Raw genomic sequence first — 25,657 nt, forward strand, 5'->3', positions numbered from 1 at the left:
TGCCATTCTTGGTTGACCTGCACCATCAGGAAGGGAAATCGATGAGCCACCGAAACGATCAGGACCTTGTACTTGGCCCGATGCTCCGCCACGTGGATGCCACCTCCGCCAGTATCTGGGTGGAGACAGCTCGGTCTGGCACCGTCGAGATCCGTTGCGGTGAAAGCACATGGAGTGCGCCGACTTTTGGTGCCCACGGCCACCACTATGCGTTAGTTGAGGTGACGGGGCTGGAGGTTGGAAGCGTCAATCCCTACAGCGTGCATCTTCAGGGGACAGCGATCTGGCCGCGCGAGGATGGCTTCCCCGATTCCATGATCGCCACCATCGACCCCGCCAAGAATCCACGGCTGGCCTTCGGGTCCTGCCGCACCAGCATCCCGCACGACGCGGCGGGCAACCGCAAGCACGGTGTTGACGCGATGCGCGCCTATGCCCTGTCCATGGCGGGCCCGGCGCACGGACCCTGGCCGGATTTGATGCTCTTCCTCGGCGATCAGGTTTATGCGGACTCCACCAGTGACCAGATGCGCGAGTTCATCCGCAGCCGGCGCGATATCAGGGACGAACCCGGGGCTGAGCTGAAGGACTTCGCGGAATACGCCCACCTGTACCGGTTGGCTTGGTCGGACCCGGCCAACCGCTGGCTTCTTTCCACCCTGCCCAGCGCCATGATCTTCGACGACCACGACATCCGCGACGATTGGAACTCCTCGCGCAGTTGGAAGCAGGACATGGAGCAGACCAGCTGGTGGCACGAACGCATTGTTGCGGGCCTCGGCTCATATTGGATCTATCAGCACCTCGGCAATCTCTCCGCCGACGAGCGGGCTGCAGATCCACTGTGGCAACGCATCGCGGCCCACACCGGCCTCGACGAATTGGACATCACTGCCGACTTGGACCGGTTCGCCGAGCGCGTCGATGCTGCACCGGAAGAATACCGCTGGAGCTACTGCCGCGACTGGGATACGGTGCGGCTGATCGTGGTGGACTCCCGTGCCTCCCGCACCCTCGACACCGAAGCGCGTGCCCTGCTCGATCCACCGGAAAATGCGTGGCTCGACGAGCAGATGCAAGGCGGATTCCGCCACCTGCTGGTCGCTACCTCATTGCCCTTCCTGCTGCCCATGGGCCTGCATCATGTGGAAGCGTGGAACGAGGTCTACTCCTCAGGGGAACGCGGCCAGGTCCGGGCGTGGCTCGGGGAACGACTGCGCCGGGCCGTGGACCTTGAGCATTGGGCGGCGTTCCAACAAAGCTTCCAGGACGTGGCCCGGTGGTCCACCGAGGTCGCCGATGGGCAGCGCGGCCCCGCTCCGCAGTCCGTCACGTTCCTCTCCGGCGACGTGCACTTCTCCTACGTTTCCGAAGTCGAGCGCGAGAACGGGAGCAGGATCCTGCAAGCTGTGTGTTCGCCCATCCGCAACCCACTGCCCCGGTTGATGCGCTACTTTGCCGCAGCCTTGGCCTTGGGGCCGGCCGTTCCGTTCGGGGCTTGGATGGCGCGCAGGGCACATGTGCCAGACCCGCCTTTTCGATGGAACGGCATCAAGGGGCCGTGGTTCGACAACAACCTAGCCATCCTTCAGGACACCGAAGACGGGCTGGTGGTCAGCTGGGTCACGGGGGTGGTTGAGCACGGAGACCACCTGCACCCAAGGCTGGAAACCGTCGTAGTGGCAGCGATCGAACCGCGCGAGAAATGACGCGACCGTCAGGTATCGGGGTGGGTCTCCACCATGGCTTCGAGGTGAGTGGCGACGTCAGCACGCTTGGCGTGCAAGAAAAACAGCTGCCGAACCATCGGCGGAATGACTAACCCGATTGCATCGGTACCGTTAGTAATGACGCTTTGCTCGTCTAACGCATCCATCATGGCCGCCGCCTATGCGCTATGCCGTTGAGCTCCATGTTTCTTTAGCTTCGCATCGATACGACGGGTGAATTGAAGGGCTAAGAGTTCCTGCGCTTTCTTTAGTCATTGCTCGCCTCCAGGAGTATTAGATCCAGCAGAACTGATTTTCATGTGAAACAGGGAATCGATTCATTTCATCGCTTTTCGGCAAATCCATGCATGGAACGCATTACTGCGTAGAACGATCACGGATCCCGAGGCGACCTCAAGGCAAAAATCCAGAACTTCGCAACTGCCGCACAGTTGCAACAATTAGTCCAAGAAACCGCGCAAGAGAGTCGCAGTGCCATCAAGATGTTCTTGCATCAGCTTCTTTGCGCTGGCTCCATCGCCGCGGAGGATGGCGTTCAAGATGTCCTCGTGCTGGCGGCTGGAGTGCGCGATATTCGGCTTCAGGAACGGAATCCGATCCAGCAGCTCGCTGGTTGCGTCGCGCGCCTCTGCAACCGCTTTTGCCAGCATGCTCGAAGCTGACAAATCGGCGATCATGACATGGAGCCGGGCATCCAGCGGCCGGTAGTTCGTCGCGTCGGCCGAATTGACGGCTTCGTGCGCCAGCATCAAATTATTTCGCTGGGTTGCAGTGAGCGATGCCCCCGCGGCCAATTCAGCTGCGGCAGGTTCCACGACCGACCTGAATGCAAGCACATCCTCAATGCGTGCACGGTCCGAATCATCCAATGGATTCTCATGCGACTTCGGATGAGCAGCAACAACCGTTCCACCGTAGCGACCTCGCTGGACCTGCAAGTAGCCTGCGCTCTGCAATTCCGCCAATGAGTCGCGCAATGTAGCTCGTGAAACACCCAGGGCCTCGGCAAGCTCCCTCTCCGCAGGCAATTTTTCGCCGGGCGGGAAGACGCCTAGCCTCATGGCGCGCAACAGTTGCCCGAGGGTCTCCTCGAAGACGTTTCCCCGGCGCACTTGCCCAAGGAACCTCATCCCATCCCGGGAATCCAATGGTTTAGTTTCGGCCATGATCTAAGAATGGCACACAATTTGGTTCAAGAAAACACCTTTCATTTTCTCTTACCAGCTCAATTTTCAAACTAACCTATTGACTTTACTCCGTGACCCCTGCCACAGTTGAGCGCATGCAAAGGACTGATTTCAGTCCATTAGATTCAGGACTCATGGACCGAGGAAGCTCACATGACCAAGAATTCACACATCGACTACGCATCGGTCGACAAAGACTATCTACGACATAGGCAGCTCAAGAAAGGCGCCGCAGGTTGGATCCTGCTTGCCGGCTTGGGTATTGCCTACGTCATTTCCGGTGATTTTTCAGGCTGGAATCTCGGCTTGGCCGCTGGCGGCTGGGGCGGATTGCTCATTGCCTTCGTGCTGATGGGCATCATGTACACCTGCATGGTGTTCGGCCTGGCAGAAATGTCCTCGACGCTACCCACAGCCGGTGCGGGCTACGGCTTCGCCCGCAGGGCCATGGGACCACTGGGCGGTTTCGCCACCGGCATGGCAGTGCTCATCGAGTACGCCGTGGCCCCTGCCGCTATCGCCACCTTCATCGGCGGCTACATCGAGGCCCTCGGCCTGTTCGGGATGACCAATTCGTGGCCCGTCTACCTGATCACCTACATTGTTTTCATCGGCATCCATATGTGGGGCGTAGGCGAAGCACTCAAGCTGATGTTCGGCATCACCGCTATCGCCATTGTGGCGCTGGTAGTCACCGTCTTTGGCCTGATACCGCACTTTGAGCCAAGCAACCTCTTCGACATCGTGCCAGACGGTTCGGCCGGCTCCTCAGCCTTCATGCCGTTCGGCATTTCCGGAACCCTTGCCGCGCTGGTCTTCGGCATCTGGTTCTTCCTCGCAGTAGAGGGGGTCCCACTGGCCGCCGAGGAATCGCAAGACCCGAAACGCGATATGCCCAAGGGCATCATTACCGCAGTAATCTTCCTGGTCTTCTCCGGTGCTGCCATGCTCATCCTGGTGCCCGGAGTCGCGGGAGCCGAAGCCATGAGCGTCTCCGGTTCCCCACTTCCCGAGGCGCTGCGCGAAGCCTACGGGCAGAATTCAGCGCTGGCGAACTTCGTGAACTATGCGGGCCTGGCAGGATTGGTGGCCAGCTTCTTCTCTATCGTCTATGCCTACTCCCGGCAGCTGTTCGCCTTGTCCCGTGCCGGCTACTTGCCCCGGGTTCTCTCGCTGACCGGCTCCCGCCATACACCATGGGTGGCCCTGCTGGTTCCAGGCACCATCGGATTCATCCTGGCAGCAGTCATCCGCAATGGCGACCAGCTGATCAATATCGCAGTCTTCGGCGCCACCGTCTCCTACGTGCTGCTGAATCTGAGCCACATTGTCTTGCGGATCAAGGAACCCGACCTGCCCCGCGGGTATCGCACCCCGGGCGGTATCGTCACCACTTCCATTGCGCTGGTGCTGGCTGTCATTGCCCTCATCGCAACATTCGTCGTGGACATCCTCGCCGCAGGAATCACCGCAGGAGTCTTCGTCCTGGCACTCGCGTACTTCTGGTTCTATAGCCGGCATCGCCTGGTTGCCAGCGCGCCCGAAGAAGAATTCGCCATCCTGGAGTCCGAAGAAAATGCCCTGAAGTAAACCGGTCCCAGGCCACAGAACCAATCCCCGACAATCGAAGGAACATTCTCCATGCAAGACATCCAAGAACTCGTCAAGGCCTCCAAGAACGAACGCATGCTAAGCGTTGAACAGTTGACCGAGGGCATCCGCACCGGAGTCTATGATTCGGTCATTCTCGCCTTCACCGACATGCAGGGCCGGCTCCAGGGAAAAATCGTCCATGCCCAGTTCTTCCTGGACACCGTGCTGAATCACGGCACCGAAGCTTGTAACTACCTGTTGGCAGTGGATACCGAAATGAACACCGTGGAAGGCTATTCGCTGACCAGCTGGGACACCGGCTACGGCGACATGGAGTTCGCGCTGGATTACGACACCATCCGCCCAGTTCCGTACTTGGAACGCACGGCGCTGATCCAGACCGACTTGGCCACCACGGACGGACGTCCGGTTCCAGTGGCCCCGCGGTCCCTGCTCAAGGCGCAGCAGGAGAAAGCCGCTGCGTTGGGCTTGCGCGCCATGGCAGGTACGGAACTGGAGTTCTTGATCTTCAACGACTCCTACGAAGATGCGCAGCAGCGCGGCTACCGGGACCTCACCCCTGCCAACCAGCACAACGTCGACTACTCGATCCTGGGCTCAATGCGCGTCGAACCGCTACTGCGCGATATCCGCAACGCCATGTACGAATCGGGTATGATCGTCGAATCGGCCAAGGGCGAGTGCAACTTCGGGCAGCACGAGATCGCTTTCAAATACGACGACGTGGTCACCACAGGCGATAACCACACCTTCTACAAGCTCTCGGCCAAGCACATGGCCTCGCAGCGCGGGCAATCCATCACCTTCATGGCCAAGCCCAACCAGCGCGAAGGTTCCAGCTGCCACATCCACATGTCGCTGCGCAAGCTTGATGGCTCGCTGGCCTTCTGGGACGAAGCCCGCGGAGAACGCACGGAAATGTACAACCACTTCATCGCCGGAGTCTTGGCCACGATGCGGGAGTTCACCCTGTTCTACGCCCCGAATATCAACTCCTACAAGCGATTCGCCAAGGGGTCCTTCGCACCTACCGCAGTTGCCTGGGGCCTGGACAACCGCAGCTGCGCGGTCCGGCTGGTAGGCAAGGGATACGGCGCGCGCATGGAGAACCGCCTGCCAGGAGCGGACGCCAACCCGTACCTGGCCATGGCCGCCATGCTGGCGGCCGGTCTCTATGGCATGGAGAAGAAGCTTGAACTGCCCGAGATGGTGACCGGAAGCGCCTACGACTCCGGATCCCAGCATGTGCCCCAAACCATGGCCGAGGCCCGAGAGCTCTTCGCGAACTCGGAAATCGCTTTAGAAATCTTCGGCAAGGAAGTAGTGGAACACTACACCCGCTACGCGGACGTGGAAATCGAGCAGTTCAACACCGCGGTCACCGACTGGGAAGTTTCCCGTGGTTTCGAACGCCACTGATCACGAAGGACAACTACAAGTGAACTATCCATCGGACCCAGCAACGCAGCGCAGGCCGCGCATCGGGCTGACCACCTACTGGCAGGAAGCCAAATGGGGTGTCTGGGAAAGAACCGCGGCCATTGTCCCAGGCAAGTACATCAAGTCAGTGGTTGCGGCCGGTGGTACGCCAATGCTCCTGCCACCGGTTGCCACCGACGCCTCCGTCTTGGACGTCCTGGATGGGCTGATAGTCATCGGCGGCGTGGATGTGGATCCTGCTAACTACGGGCATCAACCGCACCCGCGCACGGCGGCACAGCCGGAGCGGGACCTGCACGACATGGCTTTGGCCGCCGCCGCGCTGGAGCGGGCCGTTCCGCTGTTCGCCATCTGCCGTGGCGCCCAAGTGCTCAACGTGCAGCAAGGCGGAACCCTGAACCAGCACCTGCCCGATCTGCTTCCGGATGCTGCCGAAAAGTACCAGCCAGCTCCCGGCGTCTTCGGCACAGTGGATTTCACCACCGCGCATGGTTCTCTGGCGGAGCAGATCCTGGGCAACCAGGCCAGCGCTCCGTGCTACCACCACCAGTCCCTGCAGGAGGTAGCCAAAGGTCTGGAGGTCACCGCCCGCGCCAGCGACGGGACGGTGGAAATCGTTGAAATGCCGCAGGCCCGAGGCTGGGTTCTGGGCACGCAATTCCACCCGGAAGAGAACTTGGAAGACATCCGGCTCATGCAGGCTTTCGTCCAGGCTGCGCATGACTACGCCACCAGCAAATCTATTTCGACACCACGGGAAGCGCTATGAGCACTGATACCGCAGTGAAAGACACCTTTACCGTGATCAACCCGGCGACGGGGCAAGCAGTCCAGGATGTCGCGCTGGCTGATACCGCGGAGGCGGATGCCGCAATTGCCCGGGCCTCCGAGGCTTTTCCCGCCTGGAGCCAGGTCGCTCCTGCTGAGCGCGCCGCGCTGCTGCGCAGATTCGCGGCCGCAGTAGACCGCGATCTGGAGAATCTGGCCCAGCTGGAAGTGCTCAATGCCGGGCACACCATCGGCAACGCCCGCTGGGAGGCCGGAAACGTCAGGGATGTGCTGAACTACTACGCAGCAGCCCCGGAACGGAACTTCGGCAAGCAGATTCCCGTCGCAGGCGGAGTGAACGTTACCTTCCACGAACCGCTGGGTGTCGTTGGGATCATCGTTCCATGGAATTTCCCCATGCCGATCGCGGGGTGGGGGTTCGCCCCAGCACTGGCTGCGGGCAATACTGTCGTGCTCAAGCCAGCGGAACTGACACCCTTGACCGCCATCCGCCTGGGCGAGTTGGCCCGCGAGGCCGGTATCCCCGAGGGTGTCTTCACCGTCATCCCGGGCAAGGGCTCGGTAGTCGGCGAGCGCTTTGTCACCCATCCTGACGTCCGCAAAGTTGTTTTCACCGGTTCCACCCAAGTGGGCCAGGGCATCATGCGCGGATGCGCGGACCAGCTGAAGCGTGTCACCCTGGAGCTGGGCGGCAAGAGCGCCAATATCATCTTCGCCGATGCCGACCTCGACAAGGCAGCCGCCCAGGCACCGGGCGGTGTCTTCGACAATGCCGGACAGGACTGCTGCGCCCGCTCCCGGATCCTGGTGCAGCGCAGCGTTCTGGATGTGTTCATGGAGCGATTCACCCAGGCTGTCGCGGCGGTTACTGTCGGGGATCCGAGCGACGAAGCTACGGTGATGGGCCCTTTGGTCTCCGCCAAGCAATTGCAGACGGTGTCTTCCTTCCTGCTCGATGAGCAGGGAAATCGCCGCAAGGATATCGCCTACCAGGGCAAGGTTCCCCCGGGCGAGGGCTTCTGGTTCCCGCCTACGGTCGTGGTTCCCGAAGATTCGCAGGACCGGATCCTGCGCGAAGAGATTTTCGGCCCGATCGTCGCGGTGATCCCATTCGAGGACGAGGCCGATGCCATCCGCATTGCCAATGACTCGGAGTACGGGCTCTCCGGATCCATCTGGACACGGGATGTGGGCCGTGCCCTGCGCGTGGCCCGCGCGGTCGAGGCCGGGAACCTGTCGGTGAACTCCCATTCCTCGGTGCGCTATTCCACTCCTTTCGGCGGCTACAAGAAATCCGGACTCGGCCGCGAGCTGGGACCAGATGCCCTCGAAGCCTTCAGCGAGGTCAAGAACGTCTTCATTGACACCGAAAGCTGATTTACCGCAAAGCATCATCCAACTAAAACAAATCACTAGCAAGGAGAACCATCAAATGAGCGAAACTGCCCCGTACAACGGCTTGGTCACCAATCGGCTTGCCGGACGAGTCGCCACTATTACTGGCGGCGCCTCCGGCATCGGCCTGGCCACCGCCAAGCGCTTGGCCCATGAAGGCGCCAAGGTGGTCATTGGCGATATCTGCGCCGAGGAGATCGGCCAGAAAGCCGCCGAAGAAGTCGGCGGGCTTTTCGTCCGCACCGATGTTACCAATGAGGAAGACGTCAAGAACTTGTTCGCCACAGCCAAGTCGACCTACGGTTCGGTGGATATCGCATTCAACAACGCGGGGATTTCCCCGGCAGACGACGCTTCCATCCTGGATACCGGCATCGACGCCTGGCGCAAGGTCCAGGAGGTCAACCTGACCAGCGTGTACTACTGCTGTAAGCACGTGCTGCCGTACATGCAGGAACAGGGCCGGGGCTCCATCATCAACACCGCTTCCTTCGTCGCTGTCATGGGTGCGGCGACTAGCCAGATCAGCTACTCGGCTTCCAAGGGCGGGGTGCTGTCCATGAGCCGCGAACTCGGTGTCGAGTTCGCCCGGCAGGGCATCCGGGTCAATGCGCTTTGCCCCGGCCCGGTAAATACCCCGCTGCTAAAGGAGCTCTTCGCCAAGGACCCGGAGCGCGCCGCGCGCCGCTTGGTGCATGTGCCGCTTGGTCGGTTCGCAGAACCGGATGAACTGGCGGCCTCGGTAGCCTTCCTTGCCTCCGACGATTCCTCCTTCATCACCGCGAGCCAGTTCCTGGTGGACGGCGGCATCGCTGGAGCCTACGTGACCCCGCTGTAAGGGATAGGACCCACTCAAGCACTCCCCTGGATCTGGCATTCGCCTACATACAGGGGAGTGTTTTTGCTTTCGGGGCTTTCCTGTCACTATTCCCGGCGGATTGCCTGTGGCGCGGGATCAGCCAGTTCTAGCCGGCTGTCAGCACGGTGCCTTTACCCCACGAGCAAGTCAGCAGTATCGATGCCGTCGAGGATCCAATCAACGCCATCAATGACGAGGTTCTTCGCCAACGGCAACTGGTGCGAAGCGCTCTCGATAATGTGCATCAAGTACCCGCCGGTATTCGGGAAAGCGACGAGATCTCCCTTGGCCACACCTGCCGGGAACTCGAACCGCCTGCGCAGGATCAATTCTTCTTCAATGCAATAGGCACCCACCAGGAATCCTTCGTATGGCGCCCGATCCTGCACTTTCGGCCCTGTGGGAATCAGCAACGGATCCAGCAAGAAGTCGGCGGAAGTTGAACGGCATTGGGTTCTATTCATATGCAGGCCAACCAATGGTGCTCCATCGCTGCGGTTCTTGACGAAGGCCACTTCAGCAAGCGTCAGTCCGCACCCATCCAAAAGTGAACGCCCCGGTTCGCAGCGAAGCTGGATCCCCCGCTCGATAAGCATCTGTGCGACGGTCCTTCGAGTAGTGGTTTCTTCTGTTGCCAGAACTTTCCGCAACCATTCGCCGCGGATCAGTTTCTGGTGGTACGGGTACAGAGCGATACTGGCTTCAGGCCCCGTGGCTCCCAGACGATCTGATTTCCAAGTCAATGACTCATCGCCCTCGGGGAGTTCGGCGAGCGCTTCCCAGAACCCTGCCCATTGCTTTCCGTCATCCAGGTAGGACATCGGAATGCCTCCGCCCATATCCACAAAGCTTGGGTCGTGCCCGCGGTCCCGCAGCGCATCGATCAGCGCCAGCGCTTCCAAGGCCAGTTGCGCTCGTTGCCCACCGTCATATCCGTTGAGATGGAAGTGGATTCCTTCAACTTTGAGGGTTTCAGGCTTATCCGCTTGATCCAGGAAAGTGAGCCATTCTCCAGCCCGCAAACCGAATCGCGTCGGCGGGATGGATGGGTTATCCGATGCCAGGCGCAGTGCGACGGCAGCAGGTTTCCCGGACTCCTGCACAATCGCTTGCAGCTCTGCCGTCTCATCCAAGTTGTCCAGGCTCAGAACGACACCATGTTCCACCGCAAGCCTCAGCAGGGCCACGGATTTCACTGCCGCGGTGACAATGATCCGATCCGCTGGCACTCCCCGCTTGAGGCACTGGTCCAGCTCATTGAAACTGGCCACATCAATTCCGCAGCCTTCGGCTACAGCATGGTCAATTGCTCCGAGGGTCTTGTTGGCTTTGCGTGCCAGATAAATCTCGAAATCAATCCCGTGCTCATCTGCTGCCTCCCGCAGCTCAGCGATGTTCCGGCTCATCGAAGAGTAATCATGCAGATTCAATGGAGAACCGTACTGCTTGATCAGCTCCTGGCAGAGCTTGGGATCTGCAATCAGGGAATCCATCCAAGGTTCGAGCCGTGCCGTCAACGGAATGGTTCCGTGCATCAGGGGTTGAGTCACTGGGCTACTTTCTGTTGGGAGGCGGCCACCTGCCGCGCTATGCGACGTGCCCAACCTCGGTATTCAAGGTGCAAGCCACGATTCAAGGTGTCATGACCCAACGTGGGGTCTTCTGTTGGACGGCCTAGTGCCGTGAGGGACTCGTTGCGTTCGCCAGTTGAGTCCAGGCAAGTGCCGTCGGTATCAGTGAGCAGTCCACGCTCCCCTGCCCGAACTTGCACCTCGCCCTCGGCGAGTAGATCGCTGAACAAGCTGGACGCGCTGTCACCTCCAGAGGACGAGGCATAGAGCACCCCGGCAGGCGCGGTGACAGCATCTATCGTGAGGGCTGCTCCAGCAAAAACCGATAAATCGGATTGCTCGTGGTGCAATAGCCCGTCCTCGAAGAGCGCCAGCAGCTTCAGGGCCGTAGGTTCAGGCGGGCCGAAGGCCATCCGCTCAAGATTCGCGGCAAGGGTCTTGAATTGCTCTCGCTCATCCGCATTCCAGCTGATCCGCGTCAGCGCGTCAACCAGCTGCGGATACAGACCCGACCAAACGGTTCCCCATACCCACTGTGTGCTGGGAGCCGCCAAGCCATGATTGATGCGCACACTGGCACGTAGCTCTTCGGCAGCGGATGTCCTCTCTGCCATCTGTTCCAATTTTCCATCCCGCAAGGTCTTCCACAAGGCATCCTGGTCAGTCTCCGAACCGCTGGCTTTGGCGCATTCCATCGCACAGGACAGCAGGATCTGCCACAGCTCATCCAACCCCGGATGCAGAAGCTTTCCACCTGTTGCCGTTCCATGGCGTTCGATCCCCCACTGGCGCACCTGATCTCGATAGCCATCAAGGACTTCGTCTACGCTGGCAGGTCGGGTGTTGGGCTTGGGTGTCATGGGAATGCCGCTGCGAGATGTCATGGTTATGGAAACAGGTTCTTCTCCGCTTGGAATATAGCGCAGGAATTCCAAACCATCTGAAGTTGTGGTCTCCCAGCGTCCCCCGCGTCCCTCGGTTAATCGCAACACGACATCGTAGGCAGTCAGCGCGGCTCCCTTGATCACAACCTTGCTTCCGGCCAGCACAGTATCGTCTTCAGCCTGGTCATGTTCTACGGTCAACGCTGCAGCCGATATTGAACCGCGCGGTGAATCCTCTGCCCGATAGCCGCCCAAGCCATGCCCGGTAGCAAGAACTACCTCGTCATAGAGTTCTGTACCGTGCACGGTACGGACCTCCCAGTGCGGGCCCTTTCGCGCCACTCCGTCGACTACGCAAGAACGATGGGCAACTGGCAGGGACCCGTGTTCTGCAAGCCGTTCGAACTGCTCACGCAGGTATTCCCCAACCAGCGCGCGGGCAGGGAAAGATCCATCAGCTGAAGCAATATTCCTTGCCTCCTGCCATCGGTTGAAATCCTGGGAACACAAGTTGGAGGACGCGTCGATAATGCGCGGGTTGACGTTGAGTTTCAGTTCCCTCGGTTGCGCGGTGTTCCATACTCGCCCGGCCCCGGGCGGGTAGGGATCATAAACATCCACTTGTAATTCTCCGGCTAGATGCGGAGGCAGCGAATCGTTGAGTTCAAGCAACGCATATAAGCACTTCGGCCCACCGCCGATCATTGCAATGCGTGTCATCGCACCTGCTGGTCTACAAGGTTCGCCGTGCCGTCTGCCTCGGGTTCTTCGCCCAAGGTCTCGCGTACCCAATCATCGTCATAGACGCTATGCAGATAAGGAACTCCGGAGTCGTGGACCAGGAAGGCTACCCGCGAACCTGCAGGAATCTCCGGCAGCATCTGGCTCATGGCGGAAACGATGGCACCGGTAGACGCGCCAGCCAGGATTCCCTCACGCTGGGCAAGCATTCGGCAGCCGCGAACCATGTCAATCTCGCGGATGCGGAACACATGATCGGGTTCGGCCTGCAAGGCCAGCTCCGGAACGATGCCTGCTCCCAAACCGGGCAAGCGGCGGTTCCCGGATTCTCCGCCAAAGAGCACGGATCCCAATGCGTCCACGGCGACCAGCTTGGTGTTCAAGCCATGCTCCCGGATGTACTTCTGGCATCCGAGAATTGTGCCCGTGGTGCTGGTCGCGACAAAGAGCATATCCACTTTTCCGTCCAGCGCGTCCACGATTTCGGGCATGGTGGATGAGTAATGCGCCTTGGGATTATCAGGGGACCCGTACTGATTGGTGGTCACTGCGCCCGGGTTCTGGGCCAGTAGCTGCTGCACCCGCTGCCGGCGGGCAGCCAGCTTGTTCCCATCGGGCTGGTTGACTACCAACTCAACGGCGGCCCCATAAGCGCGCATGATGTCCAAGGCGGATTTGTTGGCGTTCTCGTCGACTACTGCCACGAATTTGATGCCCCGCACCACGCATTGCCGAGACAAGGCGATACCCAGGTTGCCGGAGGTTGATTCGATGACCATCCCTCCGGGCTGCAGCTGGCCGGATTCCATAAAGGATTCAATCAGGCTTCCTGCAGTGCGTTCCTTGGTGCTGCCCGAGAGCTGCAGCAAATCCAATTTGGCAAATATTTCGATATCCGGACTGTCGAAAAGGCGTTCCAATGTCACGACAGGGGAATTGAACGGGCTAAGAGTTCCTGCACTATCCATGTTCGTCGCTCGCATTCAGGTGTGGCAATTACGGAAAACTGCTCTTCATGCGCGATTAGGGATTTAATCCATTTCATCGCATTTTCGGCAAGTCTAAGTGCGCAATGCCGAACTGCCTAGGATATTCAAGGATTCCTTGGCAGGCTCAAAGCGAATTCACTGGAGTTCCCAGCGAGTGTCGCCGGATATTTGCCGGACATGGAACCAACAGAGCAACAGAGCAACCGCGCAACCGCGCAACCCTGGATGCGCCGCCAGCAGATTCAGCTACCCGGCTTTGAAGGACTCCAGCATTGCGGGACGCTTCCGGGACAACCTAATCCTCCAGGAAGCATCACGCAGCACAGGGAGAATCCAGTGGGATGGGACTGCCAGCAATCCCCGCCATACCGTTTCAAATGCGGTCTCGCACCTGGCGCGGGTTTCCGGCGAACCGAAGCCCAGGCCTGCACCAACCAGCCCGCCCAAACGGAGTTCCTCCGGGTACCGAAGCTCCCCTAATCACTGTGCGAGGCCCCGGCAGAAGACCAGGAGAGCTGCTTGGGCACCGATCCCAGCTTCGAATATTGCCCCTCTCCGACGAGCGCAGCGGCTCATCTGCCGCCGAGCGGAGAAAGGTCCTGCACCCGCCCGTCGCTGCCCAGCTGGACCGTGCGGTGGGCTTGGGCAATTGTCGCGGGACGATGGGCGACCAGGAGAATCGCACGGTCCCGGGATTGCCTCAGGATATCCATGACGGCGTTGTCGGCATCCGGATCGAGCGAAGCGGTTGGTTCATCGAGGATGAGCACGCGCGGGTTCCCCAGCAAGGCCCGCGCGATCGCAACCCGGGCCCGCTGGCCTCCCGACAGGCCGCTCCCGTGCTCGCCCACCGGGGTATCCAGCCCGCCCGGGATCCCTGCAGCAGAATCGAGCAGGCCGGCTGCGGATGCGGCCTGGCGGACTGCGGCATCGGTGGCGCCAGGGTTGCCGAGGGTGATATTCGAGCGGATCGTGCCTCGCAGCAACGGCGAGGACTGCGGCACGGCGGAGACCAGCCGGCGCAGGTCCGCGTCGGGCAGCCCGCGCAGATCAGCGCCGTCGATCCGGATGCTCCCCTCATCCGGATCCCAGATGCGCAGCGCAAGACGGGCGGCGGTGGTCTTGCCCGCGCCCGAGGCCCCGGTGAGTGCAACGATCTCCCCTGGGCTGACACGCATCGAGAACCCGTCGAGGACACGGCGGCCATCGGCGTAGGCGAAGCCGACGCCATCGAACACCAACCCGGGCTCCTGCACTAGTCCGCCGGAGCTCCAGCTGCCGGTGCCCCGGATGGAGGGCGGGTGCTCGAGGACGCCGGTGATGCGTTCGGTGGCGGCACTGAGCGTGCCGGCGTTGCGCAGCAGGTCGGCGATCTGGGCTGCCGGCCCGAGGCCGGCGACCGCCACGGTGATGGCCAGCGGGATGTCCTGCGGCGCGATCGCGGTGCGGTCCAGGAGGATGATGAGGATGCAGCCCAGGGCCGCGAGGGCGTGGGCGGCGTCGCTGATGCCGCGTTCGGCCCCGAGCCGGGGTGCCTCGCGCAGCTGGGTGCGCGCCAGCTTGCGGGTCCTGCCGCTAAGCCGGTCCAGCTGCTGCTGAAGCGCCCCGGAGCCGGCCAGTTCACGCAGGCCGCGCAGCGTATCGAGCAATTCCGAGCGGAGGGCGGCGGACCCCTGCGCCAGCAGCGTGCCGTCCTGCCGGGCGCGGCGGGCGGTGAGCCACGGGACGATGGCGCCGATGAGCAGCAGCGGGATCCACACCAGCAGCAGCGGGCTCAGAAGCAGCGAGACGGCGGTGCTGATGCCCAGCACCAGCAGTGCGCTGAGCGCCTGGGCGGCGGTGTGGGCATAGAGCCATTCCAGGGTCCCGATATCCGCGACCACGGTGGCTGACAGGTCCCCGGTGCGCCGGTAATCGGTGCGGGCGGGCAGCGAACGGCGCAGCACATCGAAGACGCGGCCGCGCAGCGTGGCGATCAGCCGGTAGGCGAGGTCGTGGGACACCCAGGATTCCCGCCATGCGGCCAGCGCGGCGAAGATCGCCAATCCGGCCAGGGCGACCCCGGCGGGGGCGATCGGGAAGTCCTGGCCGGCCAGCAGCTGCCCGCCCATCCAGGCCAGGCCCAGGGCGATCCCGAGCACCGCGGCCTGGGTGGCAGCGCTCCACGCGACGGTCTCGATGAACAAGGCCCCGCCGCGTGGCGATGAGCGGCAGCAGGCGCAGCATCGTCCTCATGGGGTTTGCCTCCTCGATAGGGCGCCATCGGCGGGTGCCCCGGTGCCGGTGGCGGCGATCCGGCCGCCACGCAGCGCCATCCAGCCGGTGGCATGGGCGCAGGCCGAGGCGCGGTGGGCGATGATGATGACCGTGCGGCCACCGGTGGCTTCGGCGAGGGAATCGACCACTTGCCGCTCGGTGCCGGGGTCGAGCGCGGACGTGGCCTCGTCGAGCACGAGCACCGGGGCAGGCGAGAGCAGCGCACGGGCAATCGCGAGCCGTTGCCGCTGGCCGCCGGAAAGCTGCTCGCCGTTCTCCGCAAGCACGGTGCCATACCCCTAGGGAAGGGCGGTGATGGCTTCGTCGATGCGCGCGGTGCGCGCGGCGGCTTCCAGCTCGGCGTTGCTCGCCTCGGGCCGGTACAGCCGCAGGTTCTCGGCCACGGTCCAGGCGAAGAGCACCGGATCCTGCGGGAGCACCACCACGCTGCGCGCCCTGACCGGCGCGGTGAAGTCCCGCAGGTCGGTGCCGCCGATGCGGATGGTGCCCGCGTCCGGATCGATATATCGTTCCAGCAGCCGTGCCAGGGTGCTCTTTCCCGAGCCCGACGGCCCGATCATCGCCAAGGTCTGGCCCGGCGCGACATGGAAGGTGCACCCGGCAAGGCCCGTGGAAGCCCCGGGATACAGGTAGGACACGCCCTGGACCTCGATGGATCCGGTCGTGGCTGGTTGGTTGTGGCGGCCTTCGCCCATCGGTTGCGCGCCGAGTAGCCGGTCGAGCCCGTCAACCGCGGTGAGGCCGAGATAGCCGGCATGCCAGTAGGTGCCCAGGTCCTGCACCGGGCGGAAACACTCCCGGGCGAGCAGCAGCACCATGACCGCAGGCGCCGTGCCCAGCGGCCCAGCGGGCCCGGCGGCCAGAGAGCCCAGCACGGTGCCAAGCTGCATGGCCAACGCGCCCAGCGCGGTGTCGACCAGGGACAGGCGCAGCTGGCGCATGGTGCAGTCCGCCAGGCCGTCAGCTTCCCGCGCGAAGCGGGCCGCCTGGCGCTCGGCGGCCCCGAAGGCGCGCAGCAGCTCGATGTTCTGCAGGGCCTCGACATAGGCGGAGGACAGCCTGGTGAAACGCGCGGTGCGCCCGCTGGTACTCGTGGTCGTCCTGGTAGCCCTGGGCATCACGGTTCATTTCGAGGCAAGCGTTGATGCGCAGGGCGCTGCCTATGCCACCGGCGTGCTGGTTCTCGTGAGTTCCGCGGCGATAGCGGTAACGATTTCTGCTCGTCGACAGCGTGAACGAGGCAAGACGATTCTCTTTTCCTGTGTCAGCTTGGTGTTCATCTACACCACCATCGCGAACCGCGTTGAACGCCCGGACGGCCTGAAAATTGCGGCCTTCTTCATTGCCGCAGTTCTCCTGGTGTCGCTGCTGTCGAGGTTCCGCCGCTCCACTGAGCTTCGAGCCACCTCGGTCATGTTCGACACCCAAGCGCAGAACATCATCCAGCAGGCCACCAGCGCTGGCCTGATTCGCCTGATCGCCCACGAACCGGTGAACACGTCCAAGGAACGCTACGTGCATAAACACGAGCATGCGATTCTCGCCAGCCACATTCCCGTGCATGCACCTGTGGTCTTCCTGGAAGTCCGGGTCAGCGATTACTCCGATTTTGCGCAGGACATTGACGTTCGCGGCGTCACCCGGCATAGCCAATGGGTACTTGAAGCAACCGCGCCTTCGGTATCAACAGCCATTGCCGCATTGTCCATGGCCATCCGGGACCAGTATGAGGTCATGCCGCATATCTACTTCCGCTGGACCGAAGGCAATCCATTGCTGAACCTGGCCAAGTTCATCTTCCTTGGACAAGGAGAAATCGCTCCGCTGACCCGTGAGGTCCTGCGCGAAGCAGAACCTAATCTGCAACGCCGACCATGGGTGCATGTGGGCTAGCCGCATAGCGCATTGAGGTTGGCAATACGTTCGGCCCGGGCTGGACGGCCCAGCCTCCGTGCGGTGCGCAGGCGCCGGGCGCCACAGCCATTCGCTGTTGTTCCGGCCCTGCATCCTCGCCCGTTCGCCGCTGCCTGCCCGGTCATGCGGATACGAATTCGCACCGGTGCGGTCCTTCAAAGTCAGCGTCGCGATCAGCGAAGCGCCCACCCAGATGGACAGGTACGTGGAGACCGCAACAGTGGCATCAAACTTGCCCACCAGCGCCACGGCAATGGTCGGAGCAAATGCGCCGTCAACCACCGAGCCCAGGGCATAGCTGATCGAAGAACCGCTCAAGCGGATGCGGGCCGGGAAAAACTCTGCATACAGCGCTGGCAACGGGCCATAGGAGAAGCCTAAGAACGCGCCGAAGACCACCAGGGACACGCTAACCCAGACCAGGTTCCGGGTCTCGATGAGCAGGAACAGCGGGAAGATCCAGACCAGCAGCAGCACTCAGCCGATGGTGATGATGCTCAGAAGGTCTCCGGCTTGCAGTCCCAGCTTGTTTGTCGCGTAGCCCAGGATGAAACCGCCGGTGAGCATGTAGCCTGCCGTGTTGTTTCTCATGAAAACCAAGGTGGCCTGAATGACCTTCTTCGGATGCTTGCTGAACAGCGTGGACAGCGGGGCTGACTCGGTCTGCTCGGTTTGCTCGGTTTGCTTCGTCTTGGCCATTTCCTCGAAGACCGGGTACTCCTCCACGTGCCGGCGGATGCAGTAGCCGATGAGGATCAGCACGGAGCTGAGCAGGAACGACGTGCTCCAGCCCCAGGCGTTGAATTGCTCCGGGGTGACCACAGCGGCAATGATCGCGCTGACCGCGGAGGCCAGCAGCATGCCTGCCGGAACCCCGAGCTGTGGGAAGGCGCCGAACTTGCCGCGGGCATCATCAGGTGCGTGTTCAACTGCCATCAATGCCGCGCCGCCCCACTCGCCACCGGCGGAGAAGCCCTGGACGATGCGCAGGAAGATCAAGAGAATCGGAGCCCACACGCCGATGGTTGCGTAGGTGGGCAGCAGGCCCACCAGGACCAGTGTGACGATCAGTACCGCTCGGCGGCCGTACTTGTCAGGCTTGCGCGAACAGCTTGGCGGCATCAGCGGCTACCTGCTTCGCACCGCCCTGGTTCCAGCTCTCGAGTTGGCGCGTGGCTCCATTTCCGAAAGTGGCGAGCGAGTCCAGGAAATTGGCTACGAACTGTTCATCGCCATTGCGATGCAATGCCCGGCCCGTATAGTCGAGCACCCGCTGGATCACGGCCTTGACAGGCACGGAGGTCCTGGATTCGCTATCGAAATAAGTGCCATCCACTCCCGATTTCGCCGCTTGCCACAGGCCCAGGTCAAGCACTTCGGATGCTGCCGTGACGGCAGAGCCGTCAGTTTCCGAGGCGGTATCCACAATGGCCCGGATGAGCAGGGCCAGGGCCACGGATTCGCCGGCTGTCATCTGCGTGTCCGCAGCGCGGACTTCAATGGTCGGATGGTTCACCGACAAGCGGGCGACCCAGCTAATGTGGCCCGGATCGAGCAGCGACCCGGAAGCAATCATGTCCTCCACCCGCTGCTGGTATTCATGCACTGTCGCAAAAGCCGGCGGAATGCCTGTCGCAGACCATCTGCGGTAGTGCACCGTCCGCCATGACGCGAAACCCGTCAGTTCCCCGTTCCAGATGGGAGAGTTCGCGCCAATTCCCGCAATCAGCGGCAACCAGCCGCGCAAGGCATTCAGCGCCCGGACTCCGGCTTCGGCATCCGGGATATGCACATGGATGTGCAGTCCGTTGATGAAATGCTCGCGGGCGATCCCCGGGACGAACTCGTGGATGGTTGCGTAGCGCTGGCCCTTGGTGAAGTCCGTAGCGCTCGGCAGCTGCAGCGCCGTTCCAGAAGCAAAGGGAAGCACCTGGTGTTCGCGGCATATCCGCTCAATGGCGGCGCGTCGCCGCACCAGCGCTTCCAGGGCTTCGCCCGCGGAGGCGCAGATTCCGGTGACGATTTCCAGCTGGCTGGCCAGCAGTTCACGGTGGACCGTGGTGCCCGGCAGTTCCAGGCCAAGCAGCTGGGAGCTGAGCGGATCGGGCATCGGCACCGGGGCGGCAGTTGCCGGATCCACGAGGAAGAATTCCTCCTCGATCCCAAAGGTCCTATTCATGGATGCTGGTTCGCCTTCCTTGGGCAGCAGTACGAACTGAACATTAGACCGCAGCTAGCCGGGACGGCCGTTCCAGGCACGAAGCCCAGCGATTTTCCAGCTTCGCCGCAGCGACGCACGCGGCTGTCCACAGGCACCCGTTCACCCTCCTGGCCCTACGCCCGATGGCTGCCCCGGGCACCTGCTGCCTGCTTTTCACAGCTGCTACCGAGCTTGCGGCCATGCAAGTACAAGCCCCGGCGCGGGCGCTTGCGTAGTGTGCGACGATCGATTCACCGCGGCTCGGCAAAGCACCGCAAGACGCAGAGTTGCGGGCCGTCACGCCCATTTGGAGGCGCAGCTTCACCCGGCCGGCTACTGGCCAGCCGGATCGAGATTACTGGATTGATCCGAAGTCGAACGCAGCAGGAGGACAGAGCCATGATCAGCACAGAACAGCTTCAGGAACTCAGCGCAATTGGCGGCACCGTCATTGGCCCCGACGGCCAGAAGATCGGCAAATTCGGCCAGATTTTCCTTGATGACCGCAGCGGGCAACCGGAATGGGCGACGGTCCGCACCGGACTCTTCGGCCTCTCCGAGAGCTTCGTCCCGCTCAGCCAGGCGACCGTCGCAGGCGATACGCTCTCGGTGCCCTATGACAAGCAGACCGTCAAGGACGCCCCGAACATCGACCCCGAGGGCCAGCTCACGCCAGAGCAGGAGCAGGAGCTCTACCACTACTACAGCCTGTCCTATCATGAAGCGGACCAGGCCGCCGTGCAGCCGGGCGTCCCGGACACCGATGCCCGCGCCGAGTATTCGCGGGAAGACGTGGAAACCGGCAAAGTGCGCCTGCGAAAGCACGTGGTCACCCGGGATGCGGCAACAACCGTGCCGTTAAGCCATGGGGAAGCGCGGCATGAGCGCGAGCCCATCACGGATGCCGCAGCCGCCGGCACAAGCGGCGAACTGGCTGGGGACGAGCAGAAGGTGGCCTTGGACGAGGAACGCCCCGCTGCAAAGAAGGCTGTTGATCCGGTCGAGCGAGTCAGCCTGGAAGAGGAAGCAATCACCGAGGAAGAGCGCCGCGAAGCGCAATTGCGCATGGAACAGGCGCAAGCCGAGGGCTGGGAAGGCGGCCGGCAGACCCGCTAGCGCCGGCGCGCTGGCTTAGCGCAGGAGCTGAACCTGCACGCAGCGGTGATCGGGGCGGAATCAGGCGGGTGCCGGGTTCCGCCCCGATCCGTTTTCCGGAAGCATGCTGGGTATCCGCCGTTGCCCTCGAATCCATTGCCGCACCCGATTAGATTCGGGATCCAAGGAGGCAAGCACCATGGCGAAGCAAAAAGGACACCGGATCTACCGGTGGGAACAGGCCGAGCTGCTTGCCACGCGCCTGGACCGTCCCATGGGGATGCTCGGCGTGATCTTCGTCTTTGTGGTTCTCGGGCAGTTGCTGGTGACCGACCCGTTCTGGACCCGGACGCTGGCCATCGCAGGATGGATTTTCTGGGCAATCTTCGCTGCTGAATTCGCCTTGCGGGCGATCATCGCCAGGTCCCAAGCTGATTTCTGGCGCCGCAACTGGTGGCAGGTGCTGTTCCTTCTGTTCCCTTTCTTACGTTTTCTGCGCGCTTTCCAGGCCTCCCGCCTGCTGCGGGTGGGCCGTGCCGCCCGGGTGAGCGGCATCCTCTCGGCAGGGGTCCGCGGTTCGCGCTCCGCAGGCAGGTTGCTCAGCGGCCGCATCGGCTGGCTGGCTGCGGTGACCGCCGTGGTCATCCTTGCCTCCAGCCAACTGCTCTACGCGATGGAATCGACCAGCGACTATTCTTCGGCACTGTACGAGACCGCCATGGCAACGATTACCGGCTCCGGGATCACCAGCACGGATACGTTCTCCAAAGCCCTGCAGCTGATCTTGGCGAGCTACTCCGTGGTGGTGTTCGCTACCTTGGCAGGTTCACTCGGCGCGTTCTTCCTCCAGACGCAAGACGAAGCGAAGAGCGAGGATCACGCACCGCGGCACCAGTGATCTGCGCACCACCGATTCTGGACGTTCCCTAGGTACTGGAAGATTCGCGTGCCATCCAGTCGGCAATCCCCTAGCGTGGCTTGCATGACGGCGGCCAGCATGCCTGGCCAACGTTTCCTTCCGATCGCAACAGCCAGAATGAAGGAGCAAGATCATGGAACATCCAAAAGATCCTGTCATAGCAACACGTCCGCTGGTGCAAAAGGCCGCATTAGCGGTCGGCATCGTGTTCTTCCTGGTCGGAGTCCTCGGATTCATTCCGGGAATCACCACCAACTACGCATCGCTCTCAGGTGCCGGCCACCACTCCGAGGCCAAGCTGCTGGGAATCTTCCAGGTCTCGTACCTGCACAATGCCGTGCATCTGCTCTTCGGTGTCGCCGGCTACCTGATGGCTCGGACCGTGCCTGCTGCCCGCAGCTACCTCATCGGCGGCGGAATCATCTACCTGGTCTTGTGGGTCTACGGGCTGGTCATTGATTTCGACAGTGCCGCCAACTTCATTCCCCTGAATGATGCAGATAACTGGCTGCATCTCGGGCTCGGTGCGCTCATGATTGCCTTGGGATTGTTCCTCTCCCGCAAGGCGGCCGGACAGCCTCGGGACCCGTACGCGGCATGACCAGACGATGAATTGCCGAAGCGGGCACCCCGGCATGCGGGGTGCCCGCTTCGTCAATGCAGTTCATGGCAAAGCCCTCAGCGCCTTCGCTACACGCAACGGTTCGAAAAGCCGAGACCGCCAGACACCGGGAATCCCAGGAATCCAAGCGAGTTCGCTGTCGCCGGATTTCCAGCAGGCGCAGCGGAACTCACCTGCTGTTTGCGGGAGGATTTCAATACTCAGATCTTCCTCGACGGCGGTTCCGTGCCCTTGGATCACCAAAAACTTGGATGCCGGGCCCTGGTCCCAGCACAGCCAAGCCGCCGTCCGGAAAGCTGGCTCGGACGGCGGCTGGACCGGCTGGCCGCCAACTGCTAGGAGCTGAGCTCCTCGGCAATGGCACTGCTGAACGCGTCGAGGTCGTCCGGATTACGCGAGGTAATCAGCACGTAGCCGTTCGCCGGGCAGCGGAAAACCTGTTCGTCCTTCCAGGTGCCGCCGGCATTGACCACATCGGTCTTGATCGAGGTGTACGAGGTCAAGGTCTTGTCCTTGGCCAATCCAGTTTCCACCAGCAGCCATGGCCCATGGCAGATGGAAGCGATCGGCCGGCCCGAACCGGCAAAGGACTTGGCAATGCGCTGGGCGTCGGCGTCCAAGCGGAGGTTGTCGGCATTCAGCGTTCCGCCGGGGATCAGCAGCAGGTCGAAATCCTGCTCGTCCACTGCCGCCAGTGCTTCGCTGGCTTCGAAGACCTCCCCCAGATCCCAATCGCCAACCAGCGACTTGACCTGGCCGGCCTCTGGGGCCGCGATCACCACCTCAGCACCGGCTTGGCGCAAGTGCTCCACTGGCTTCTTCAGCTCATCCTGCTCGACTCCGCGGTTGGAAACTGCCGCAAGGACTTTCTTGCCTGCTAGATCTGGCATATTCATGCTCCTTTCATCGACCACTGCCCACTGTGCTTTGCGCAACCAACGAAGGCAAGCCGCGCTCAGGAAGCATCCAGCTGCCGGCTGCGAATGGGGTACGTTGCCTGCTGCAAGGCCTGCTGCGCAGGGCATAGGATGCTCAGGCGTTGGCCGGCTGGCCCTGCTCCTCGGCCAGGGCTTTGGCCTCCTTCTTCTCGCAAATGTGCTTGATGCCGGCGAATGCCAGGGCCAGCACGAGGATGGTGTAGAGGATGACCGTGATGGAGCTGTCCACCAGGATTCCAATATCGCCTTCCGACACGGTCAGTGCACGGCGCAGTTCATGCCCAGCTCAAGAACGACTTGCTGCAAGGCGCATTCCAGCCCGGAGACGCCCTGCGCGAGGTTGCTTTGGCCGAACGCTTTGGCGTGTCCCGCACCCCGGTGCGCGAAGCCCTGACCCGCCTGCTGCACGAAGGGTTGCTAGAGCGCCGCGCCCGCGGACTTTTCGTCAAGGAAACCGACCCCGAGCAGATCATGCAGGTCGATGACCTGCGCATCCTGCTCGAAGGCCAGACCGCCCAGGAAGCCGCCTCGGTGCGCACCGAAGTGGACCTGATGCGCCTGCAGGCCCTGGTTGACCGCGACCGCGCGCTTGCCGAGCCGGATGATGCCACCCGATTGGCCACCAACATCGAGTTCCACCGCGCGCTTTGGCGCGCAGCGCACAATCCGGTGCTCGAGGATCTGCTGGAGCGCCTGGCCACCCACCAGATCAATGCCCCATCATCCACGCTGTCCGTCGGCTCGCGCTGGACCGAATCGCTGGACGAGCACCAGCGCATCGTGGATCACGTCCGCGAACGCGACAGCGCAAAGGCCAGCGAACTCATCCAGAAGCATATGTCCACCGCCAAGGCGCTGCGCTTGAAGATGTTCGCCAGCCTGATGCACTAGCGCCAGACCCGAAGCAGCTGGGCCGTTCCGGGTTACGCCAGAGCATCGTCGATCTGTAGAATGGAAGCATGGCTTTGGTCCTTTCAACGCATGCGCAGCGGCTTCGCGCTGCCGTTTTCCCCAAGGGGAAACTGCTGACCAAACTTGCCAACGGCACCAACGGGTGGTTGAGTTCCTGGGGAACCAACGCCCACGGCGAGATCGCCGGCTGCCCGCCACCGCGCCACTAATTGCGCGGTCCCACCACCTGTTCTTTCTTTCGTGGATTCCGCGCGCCCTCGTGCCCCTTCTTCCCGGATCCCAGAAAGACCCGTTACCTTGCCATACCCTTCAACTGGCGTATCCCGCCAAGCACCCCACGCCATCTGGCGCGGTATCCACCAGACCCTCAAGCAGGATTCGATGGGCGGACTGCTGCTGCTCTGCGCCACCCTCGCCGCACTGATCCTGGCCAATTCCCCGGCAGCCCTCTGGTACGAGGGGCTGCGCGATTTCCGTTTCGGCCCCGAGGCCCTGCATCTGAACCTCTCGGTAGGATCTTGGGCCGCAGACGGCTTGCTCGCCATCTTCTTCTTTGTCGTCGGCCTGGAGCTCAAAGAAGAATTCGTTGTCGGCAAATTGCGCAATCCGCGCACGGCGATCGTTCCCGTCGCGGCCGCCGTGGGAGGCGTGGCGCTGCCTGCACTGTTCTACGTCCTTGCCATCTCCGCTGCGGGCAGCTCCGCCATCAACGGCTGGGCGATTCCCGCGGCCACTGACATCGCCTTCGCAATTGCCGTTATCGCCGTCGTGGGCAAGTTCCTCCCACCGGCCCTGCGCACTTTCCTGCTCACCCTGGCGGTGGTCGATGACCTCCTGGCCATTTCCATCATCGCCATCTTCTACACCGAGAACCTGTCGTGGCTGCCGCTGTTCATCGCCCTGCTCCCGCTAGCCGCGTTTGCTTTCGCCGTGCAGCGCGGGGTCCGCGCCTGGTGGATCCTCATCCCGCTCGGGGTAGCCGTCTGGGCATTGGTGCACGCCTCGGGAATCCATGCCACGGTAGCCGGCGTACTGCTGGGCTTCATGGTTCCGGTAGTGGCTACCCAGCGAGCCCATGTCCGAATCGGAACCAACGAACAGGGCGACGAAATCCATGAGGGACTGGCCGCCCATTTCGCCGACCGATGGTCCATTCCCTCATCGATCTTCGCAATTCCCCTGTTCGCCTTCTTCGCGGCCGGGGTTCCACTCGGGGGCCTTTCCGGCTTGGGAGAATCGCTGCTGAGTCCGGTTGCGCTGGGCATCATCTTCGGACTTGTCCTGGGCAAGTCGATTGGAATCACCTGCTCCACTTTCCTGGTCACCAGGATTCCCGGAATCAAGATGGATAGCAGCATCAAGTGGCCGGACGTGCTGGGCCTTTCCTTCGTGGCCGGCATCGGCTTCACCGTCTCCCTGCTGGTAGGCGAACTGGCCTTCGGCCAAGGCGCGGATGAAGCGCAGTATGTCAAGGTCGGGGTGCTGTGCGGCTCACTGCTGGCCGCATCCATCGGCGCGATGCTCCTCGGGGCGCGAAATCGCCTGTACCGAGCGGCAGCCGCCTCGCGCGCGTAGCAAGTC

Annotated in this window: 22 protein-coding genes and 2 pseudogenes; 13 read left to right on the plus strand and 11 right to left on the minus strand. The window is 62.2% G+C overall.

Annotated elements, in window-relative coordinates; genetic code table 11:
* Positions 1–41: 41 nt before the first annotated feature.
* Entirely contained in the window at positions 42–1,709 is a 1,668-nt protein-coding gene (locus tag BKX98_RS09160) for an alkaline phosphatase D family protein (RefSeq protein ID WP_073706991.1), read from the plus strand.
* Positions 1,710–1,726: 17 nt separating this feature from the next.
* Here BKX98_RS09160 and BKX98_RS16660 read toward each other — a convergent pair.
* Both BKX98_RS16660 and BKX98_RS09165 read right to left on the minus strand, forming a co-directional pair.
* Positions 1,727–1,939 (minus strand): annotated as a pseudogene (locus tag BKX98_RS16660) (IS110 family transposase); the annotation flags it as partial.
* A 231-nt stretch (positions 1,940–2,170) separates the two neighbouring features.
* On the minus strand, positions 2,171–2,896 hold the full coding sequence (locus BKX98_RS09165) for a FadR/GntR family transcriptional regulator (protein WP_233125323.1): 726 nt from the start codon (positions 2,894–2,896) through the stop codon (positions 2,171–2,173).
* Positions 2,897–3,070: 174 nt separating this feature from the next.
* Between BKX98_RS09165 and eat the strand changes: the two genes are divergently transcribed.
* The 5 genes from eat to BKX98_RS09190 are packed head-to-tail and all read left to right on the plus strand — an operon-like array spanning position 3,071 to position 8,993.
* Positions 3,071–4,507, plus strand: a complete 1,437-nt coding sequence (gene eat / locus BKX98_RS09170; protein WP_073706993.1) for an ethanolamine permease — start codon at positions 3,071–3,073, stop codon at positions 4,505–4,507.
* A 51-nt stretch (positions 4,508–4,558) separates the two neighbouring features.
* Positions 4,559–5,950, plus strand: coding sequence for a glutamine synthetase family protein (locus BKX98_RS09175; RefSeq protein WP_198934356.1), 1,392 nt, complete (start codon positions 4,559–4,561; stop codon positions 5,948–5,950).
* A gap of 19 nt (positions 5,951–5,969) precedes the next feature.
* Positions 5,970–6,740, plus strand: coding sequence for a gamma-glutamyl-gamma-aminobutyrate hydrolase family protein (locus BKX98_RS09180; RefSeq protein WP_233125324.1), 771 nt, complete (start codon positions 5,970–5,972; stop codon positions 6,738–6,740).
* Entirely contained in the window at positions 6,737–8,137 is a 1,401-nt protein-coding gene (locus tag BKX98_RS09185; protein ID WP_073706994.1) for an aldehyde dehydrogenase, read from the plus strand. Before BKX98_RS09180 ends, BKX98_RS09185 begins: the two co-directional genes overlap by 4 nt.
* Positions 8,138–8,192: 55 nt before the next feature.
* Complete coding sequence (locus BKX98_RS09190; protein WP_073706995.1) at positions 8,193–8,993, plus strand: 3-oxoacyl-ACP reductase; 801 nt, start codon at positions 8,193–8,195, stop codon at positions 8,991–8,993.
* Positions 8,994–9,145: 152 nt separating this feature from the next.
* Here the strand turns inward: BKX98_RS09190 and BKX98_RS09195 are convergent, their stop codons facing one another.
* The 5 genes and pseudogenes from BKX98_RS09195 to BKX98_RS17405 form a co-directional block, all read right to left on the minus strand.
* Positions 9,146–10,618 (minus strand): alanine racemase, encoded by a 1,473-nt coding sequence (locus tag BKX98_RS09195; protein ID WP_198934357.1) that lies wholly within the window; start codon positions 10,616–10,618, stop codon positions 9,146–9,148.
* Entirely contained in the window at positions 10,561–12,189 is a 1,629-nt protein-coding gene (locus BKX98_RS09200) for an FAD/NAD(P)-binding protein (RefSeq protein WP_083586723.1), read from the minus strand. Before BKX98_RS09200 ends, BKX98_RS09195 begins: the two co-directional genes overlap by 58 nt.
* A complete protein-coding gene (gene sbnA, locus BKX98_RS09205) occupies positions 12,186–13,193 on the minus strand; it encodes a 2,3-diaminopropionate biosynthesis protein SbnA (protein WP_073706998.1) in 1,008 nt (335 codons plus the stop codon). The genes BKX98_RS09200 and sbnA overlap by 4 nt, the downstream gene beginning before the upstream one ends.
* Positions 13,194–13,771: 578 nt before the next feature.
* A complete protein-coding gene (locus BKX98_RS09210) occupies positions 13,772–15,385 on the minus strand; it encodes an amino acid ABC transporter ATP-binding/permease protein (RefSeq protein ID WP_143181081.1) in 1,614 nt (537 codons plus the stop codon).
* Between the two features lie 45 nt (positions 15,386–15,430).
* Positions 15,431–16,594 (minus strand): annotated as a pseudogene (locus BKX98_RS17405) (ABC transporter ATP-binding protein/permease).
* Between BKX98_RS17405 and BKX98_RS09225 the strand changes: the two are divergent.
* Positions 16,539–17,369, plus strand: a complete 831-nt coding sequence (locus tag BKX98_RS09225) for a hypothetical protein (RefSeq protein ID WP_143181082.1) — start codon at positions 16,539–16,541, stop codon at positions 17,367–17,369. The pseudogene BKX98_RS17405 and the gene BKX98_RS09225 sit on opposite strands and share 56 nt — an antisense overlap.
* Positions 17,370–17,867: 498 nt before the next feature.
* Here BKX98_RS09225 and BKX98_RS09230 read toward each other — a convergent pair whose 3' ends face one another.
* Together BKX98_RS09230 and BKX98_RS09235 are read right to left on the minus strand one after the other, a co-directional pair.
* Positions 17,868–18,512 carry an MFS transporter gene (locus BKX98_RS09230; RefSeq protein ID WP_073707002.1) on the minus strand — a complete coding sequence of 215 codons (645 nt, stop codon included), beginning with the start codon at positions 18,510–18,512 and terminating at the stop codon, positions 17,868–17,870.
* Positions 18,484–19,569, minus strand: a complete 1,086-nt coding sequence (locus BKX98_RS09235; RefSeq protein WP_073707003.1) for a YbdK family carboxylate-amine ligase — start codon at positions 19,567–19,569, stop codon at positions 18,484–18,486. The genes BKX98_RS09230 and BKX98_RS09235 overlap by 29 nt, the downstream gene beginning before the upstream one ends.
* A gap of 420 nt (positions 19,570–19,989) precedes the next feature.
* Between BKX98_RS09235 and BKX98_RS09240 the strand changes: the two genes are divergently transcribed.
* From BKX98_RS09240 to BKX98_RS09250, 3 genes are all read left to right on the plus strand, one after another.
* Positions 19,990–20,706, plus strand: coding sequence for a YsnF/AvaK domain-containing protein (locus BKX98_RS09240; RefSeq protein WP_073707004.1), 717 nt, complete (start codon positions 19,990–19,992; stop codon positions 20,704–20,706).
* Between the two features lie 178 nt (positions 20,707–20,884).
* Positions 20,885–21,583, plus strand: a complete 699-nt coding sequence (locus BKX98_RS09245; protein WP_073707005.1) for a hypothetical protein — start codon at positions 20,885–20,887, stop codon at positions 21,581–21,583.
* A 154-nt stretch (positions 21,584–21,737) separates the two neighbouring features.
* Positions 21,738–22,205 (plus strand): DUF4383 domain-containing protein, encoded by a 468-nt coding sequence (locus BKX98_RS09250; protein WP_073707006.1) that lies wholly within the window; start codon positions 21,738–21,740, stop codon positions 22,203–22,205.
* Positions 22,206–22,561: 356 nt separating this feature from the next.
* Here the strand turns inward: BKX98_RS09250 and BKX98_RS09255 are convergent, their stop codons facing one another.
* Positions 22,562–23,116 carry a type 1 glutamine amidotransferase domain-containing protein gene (locus BKX98_RS09255; RefSeq protein WP_083586724.1) on the minus strand — a complete coding sequence of 185 codons (555 nt, stop codon included), beginning with the start codon at positions 23,114–23,116 and terminating at the stop codon, positions 22,562–22,564.
* Positions 23,117–23,258: 142 nt separating this feature from the next.
* Entirely contained in the window at positions 23,259–23,393 is a 135-nt protein-coding gene (locus tag BKX98_RS17325) for a hypothetical protein (protein ID WP_255372327.1), read from the minus strand.
* Positions 23,394–23,425: 32 nt separating this feature from the next.
* Between BKX98_RS17325 and BKX98_RS09260 the strand changes: the two genes are divergently transcribed.
* The 3 genes from BKX98_RS09260 to nhaA all read left to right on the plus strand — a co-directional run bounded on the left by BKX98_RS09260 (position 23,426) and on the right by nhaA (position 25,651).
* Positions 23,426–24,055 (plus strand): GntR family transcriptional regulator, encoded by a 630-nt coding sequence (locus tag BKX98_RS09260; protein WP_073707008.1) that lies wholly within the window; start codon positions 23,426–23,428, stop codon positions 24,053–24,055.
* A 68-nt stretch (positions 24,056–24,123) separates the two neighbouring features.
* On the plus strand, positions 24,124–24,285 hold the full coding sequence (locus tag BKX98_RS17120; protein WP_198934358.1) for a hypothetical protein: 162 nt from the start codon (positions 24,124–24,126) through the stop codon (positions 24,283–24,285).
* An 88-nt stretch (positions 24,286–24,373) separates the two neighbouring features.
* Positions 24,374–25,651, plus strand: a complete 1,278-nt coding sequence (nhaA, locus tag BKX98_RS09265; protein ID WP_073707009.1) for a Na+/H+ antiporter NhaA — start codon at positions 24,374–24,376, stop codon at positions 25,649–25,651.
* Positions 25,652–25,657 lie beyond the last annotated feature (6 nt).

It is taken from the genome of Glutamicibacter sp. 0426, assembly GCF_001906485.1.
Classification (GTDB): domain Bacteria; phylum Actinomycetota; class Actinomycetes; order Actinomycetales; family Micrococcaceae; genus Glutamicibacter; species Glutamicibacter nicotianae.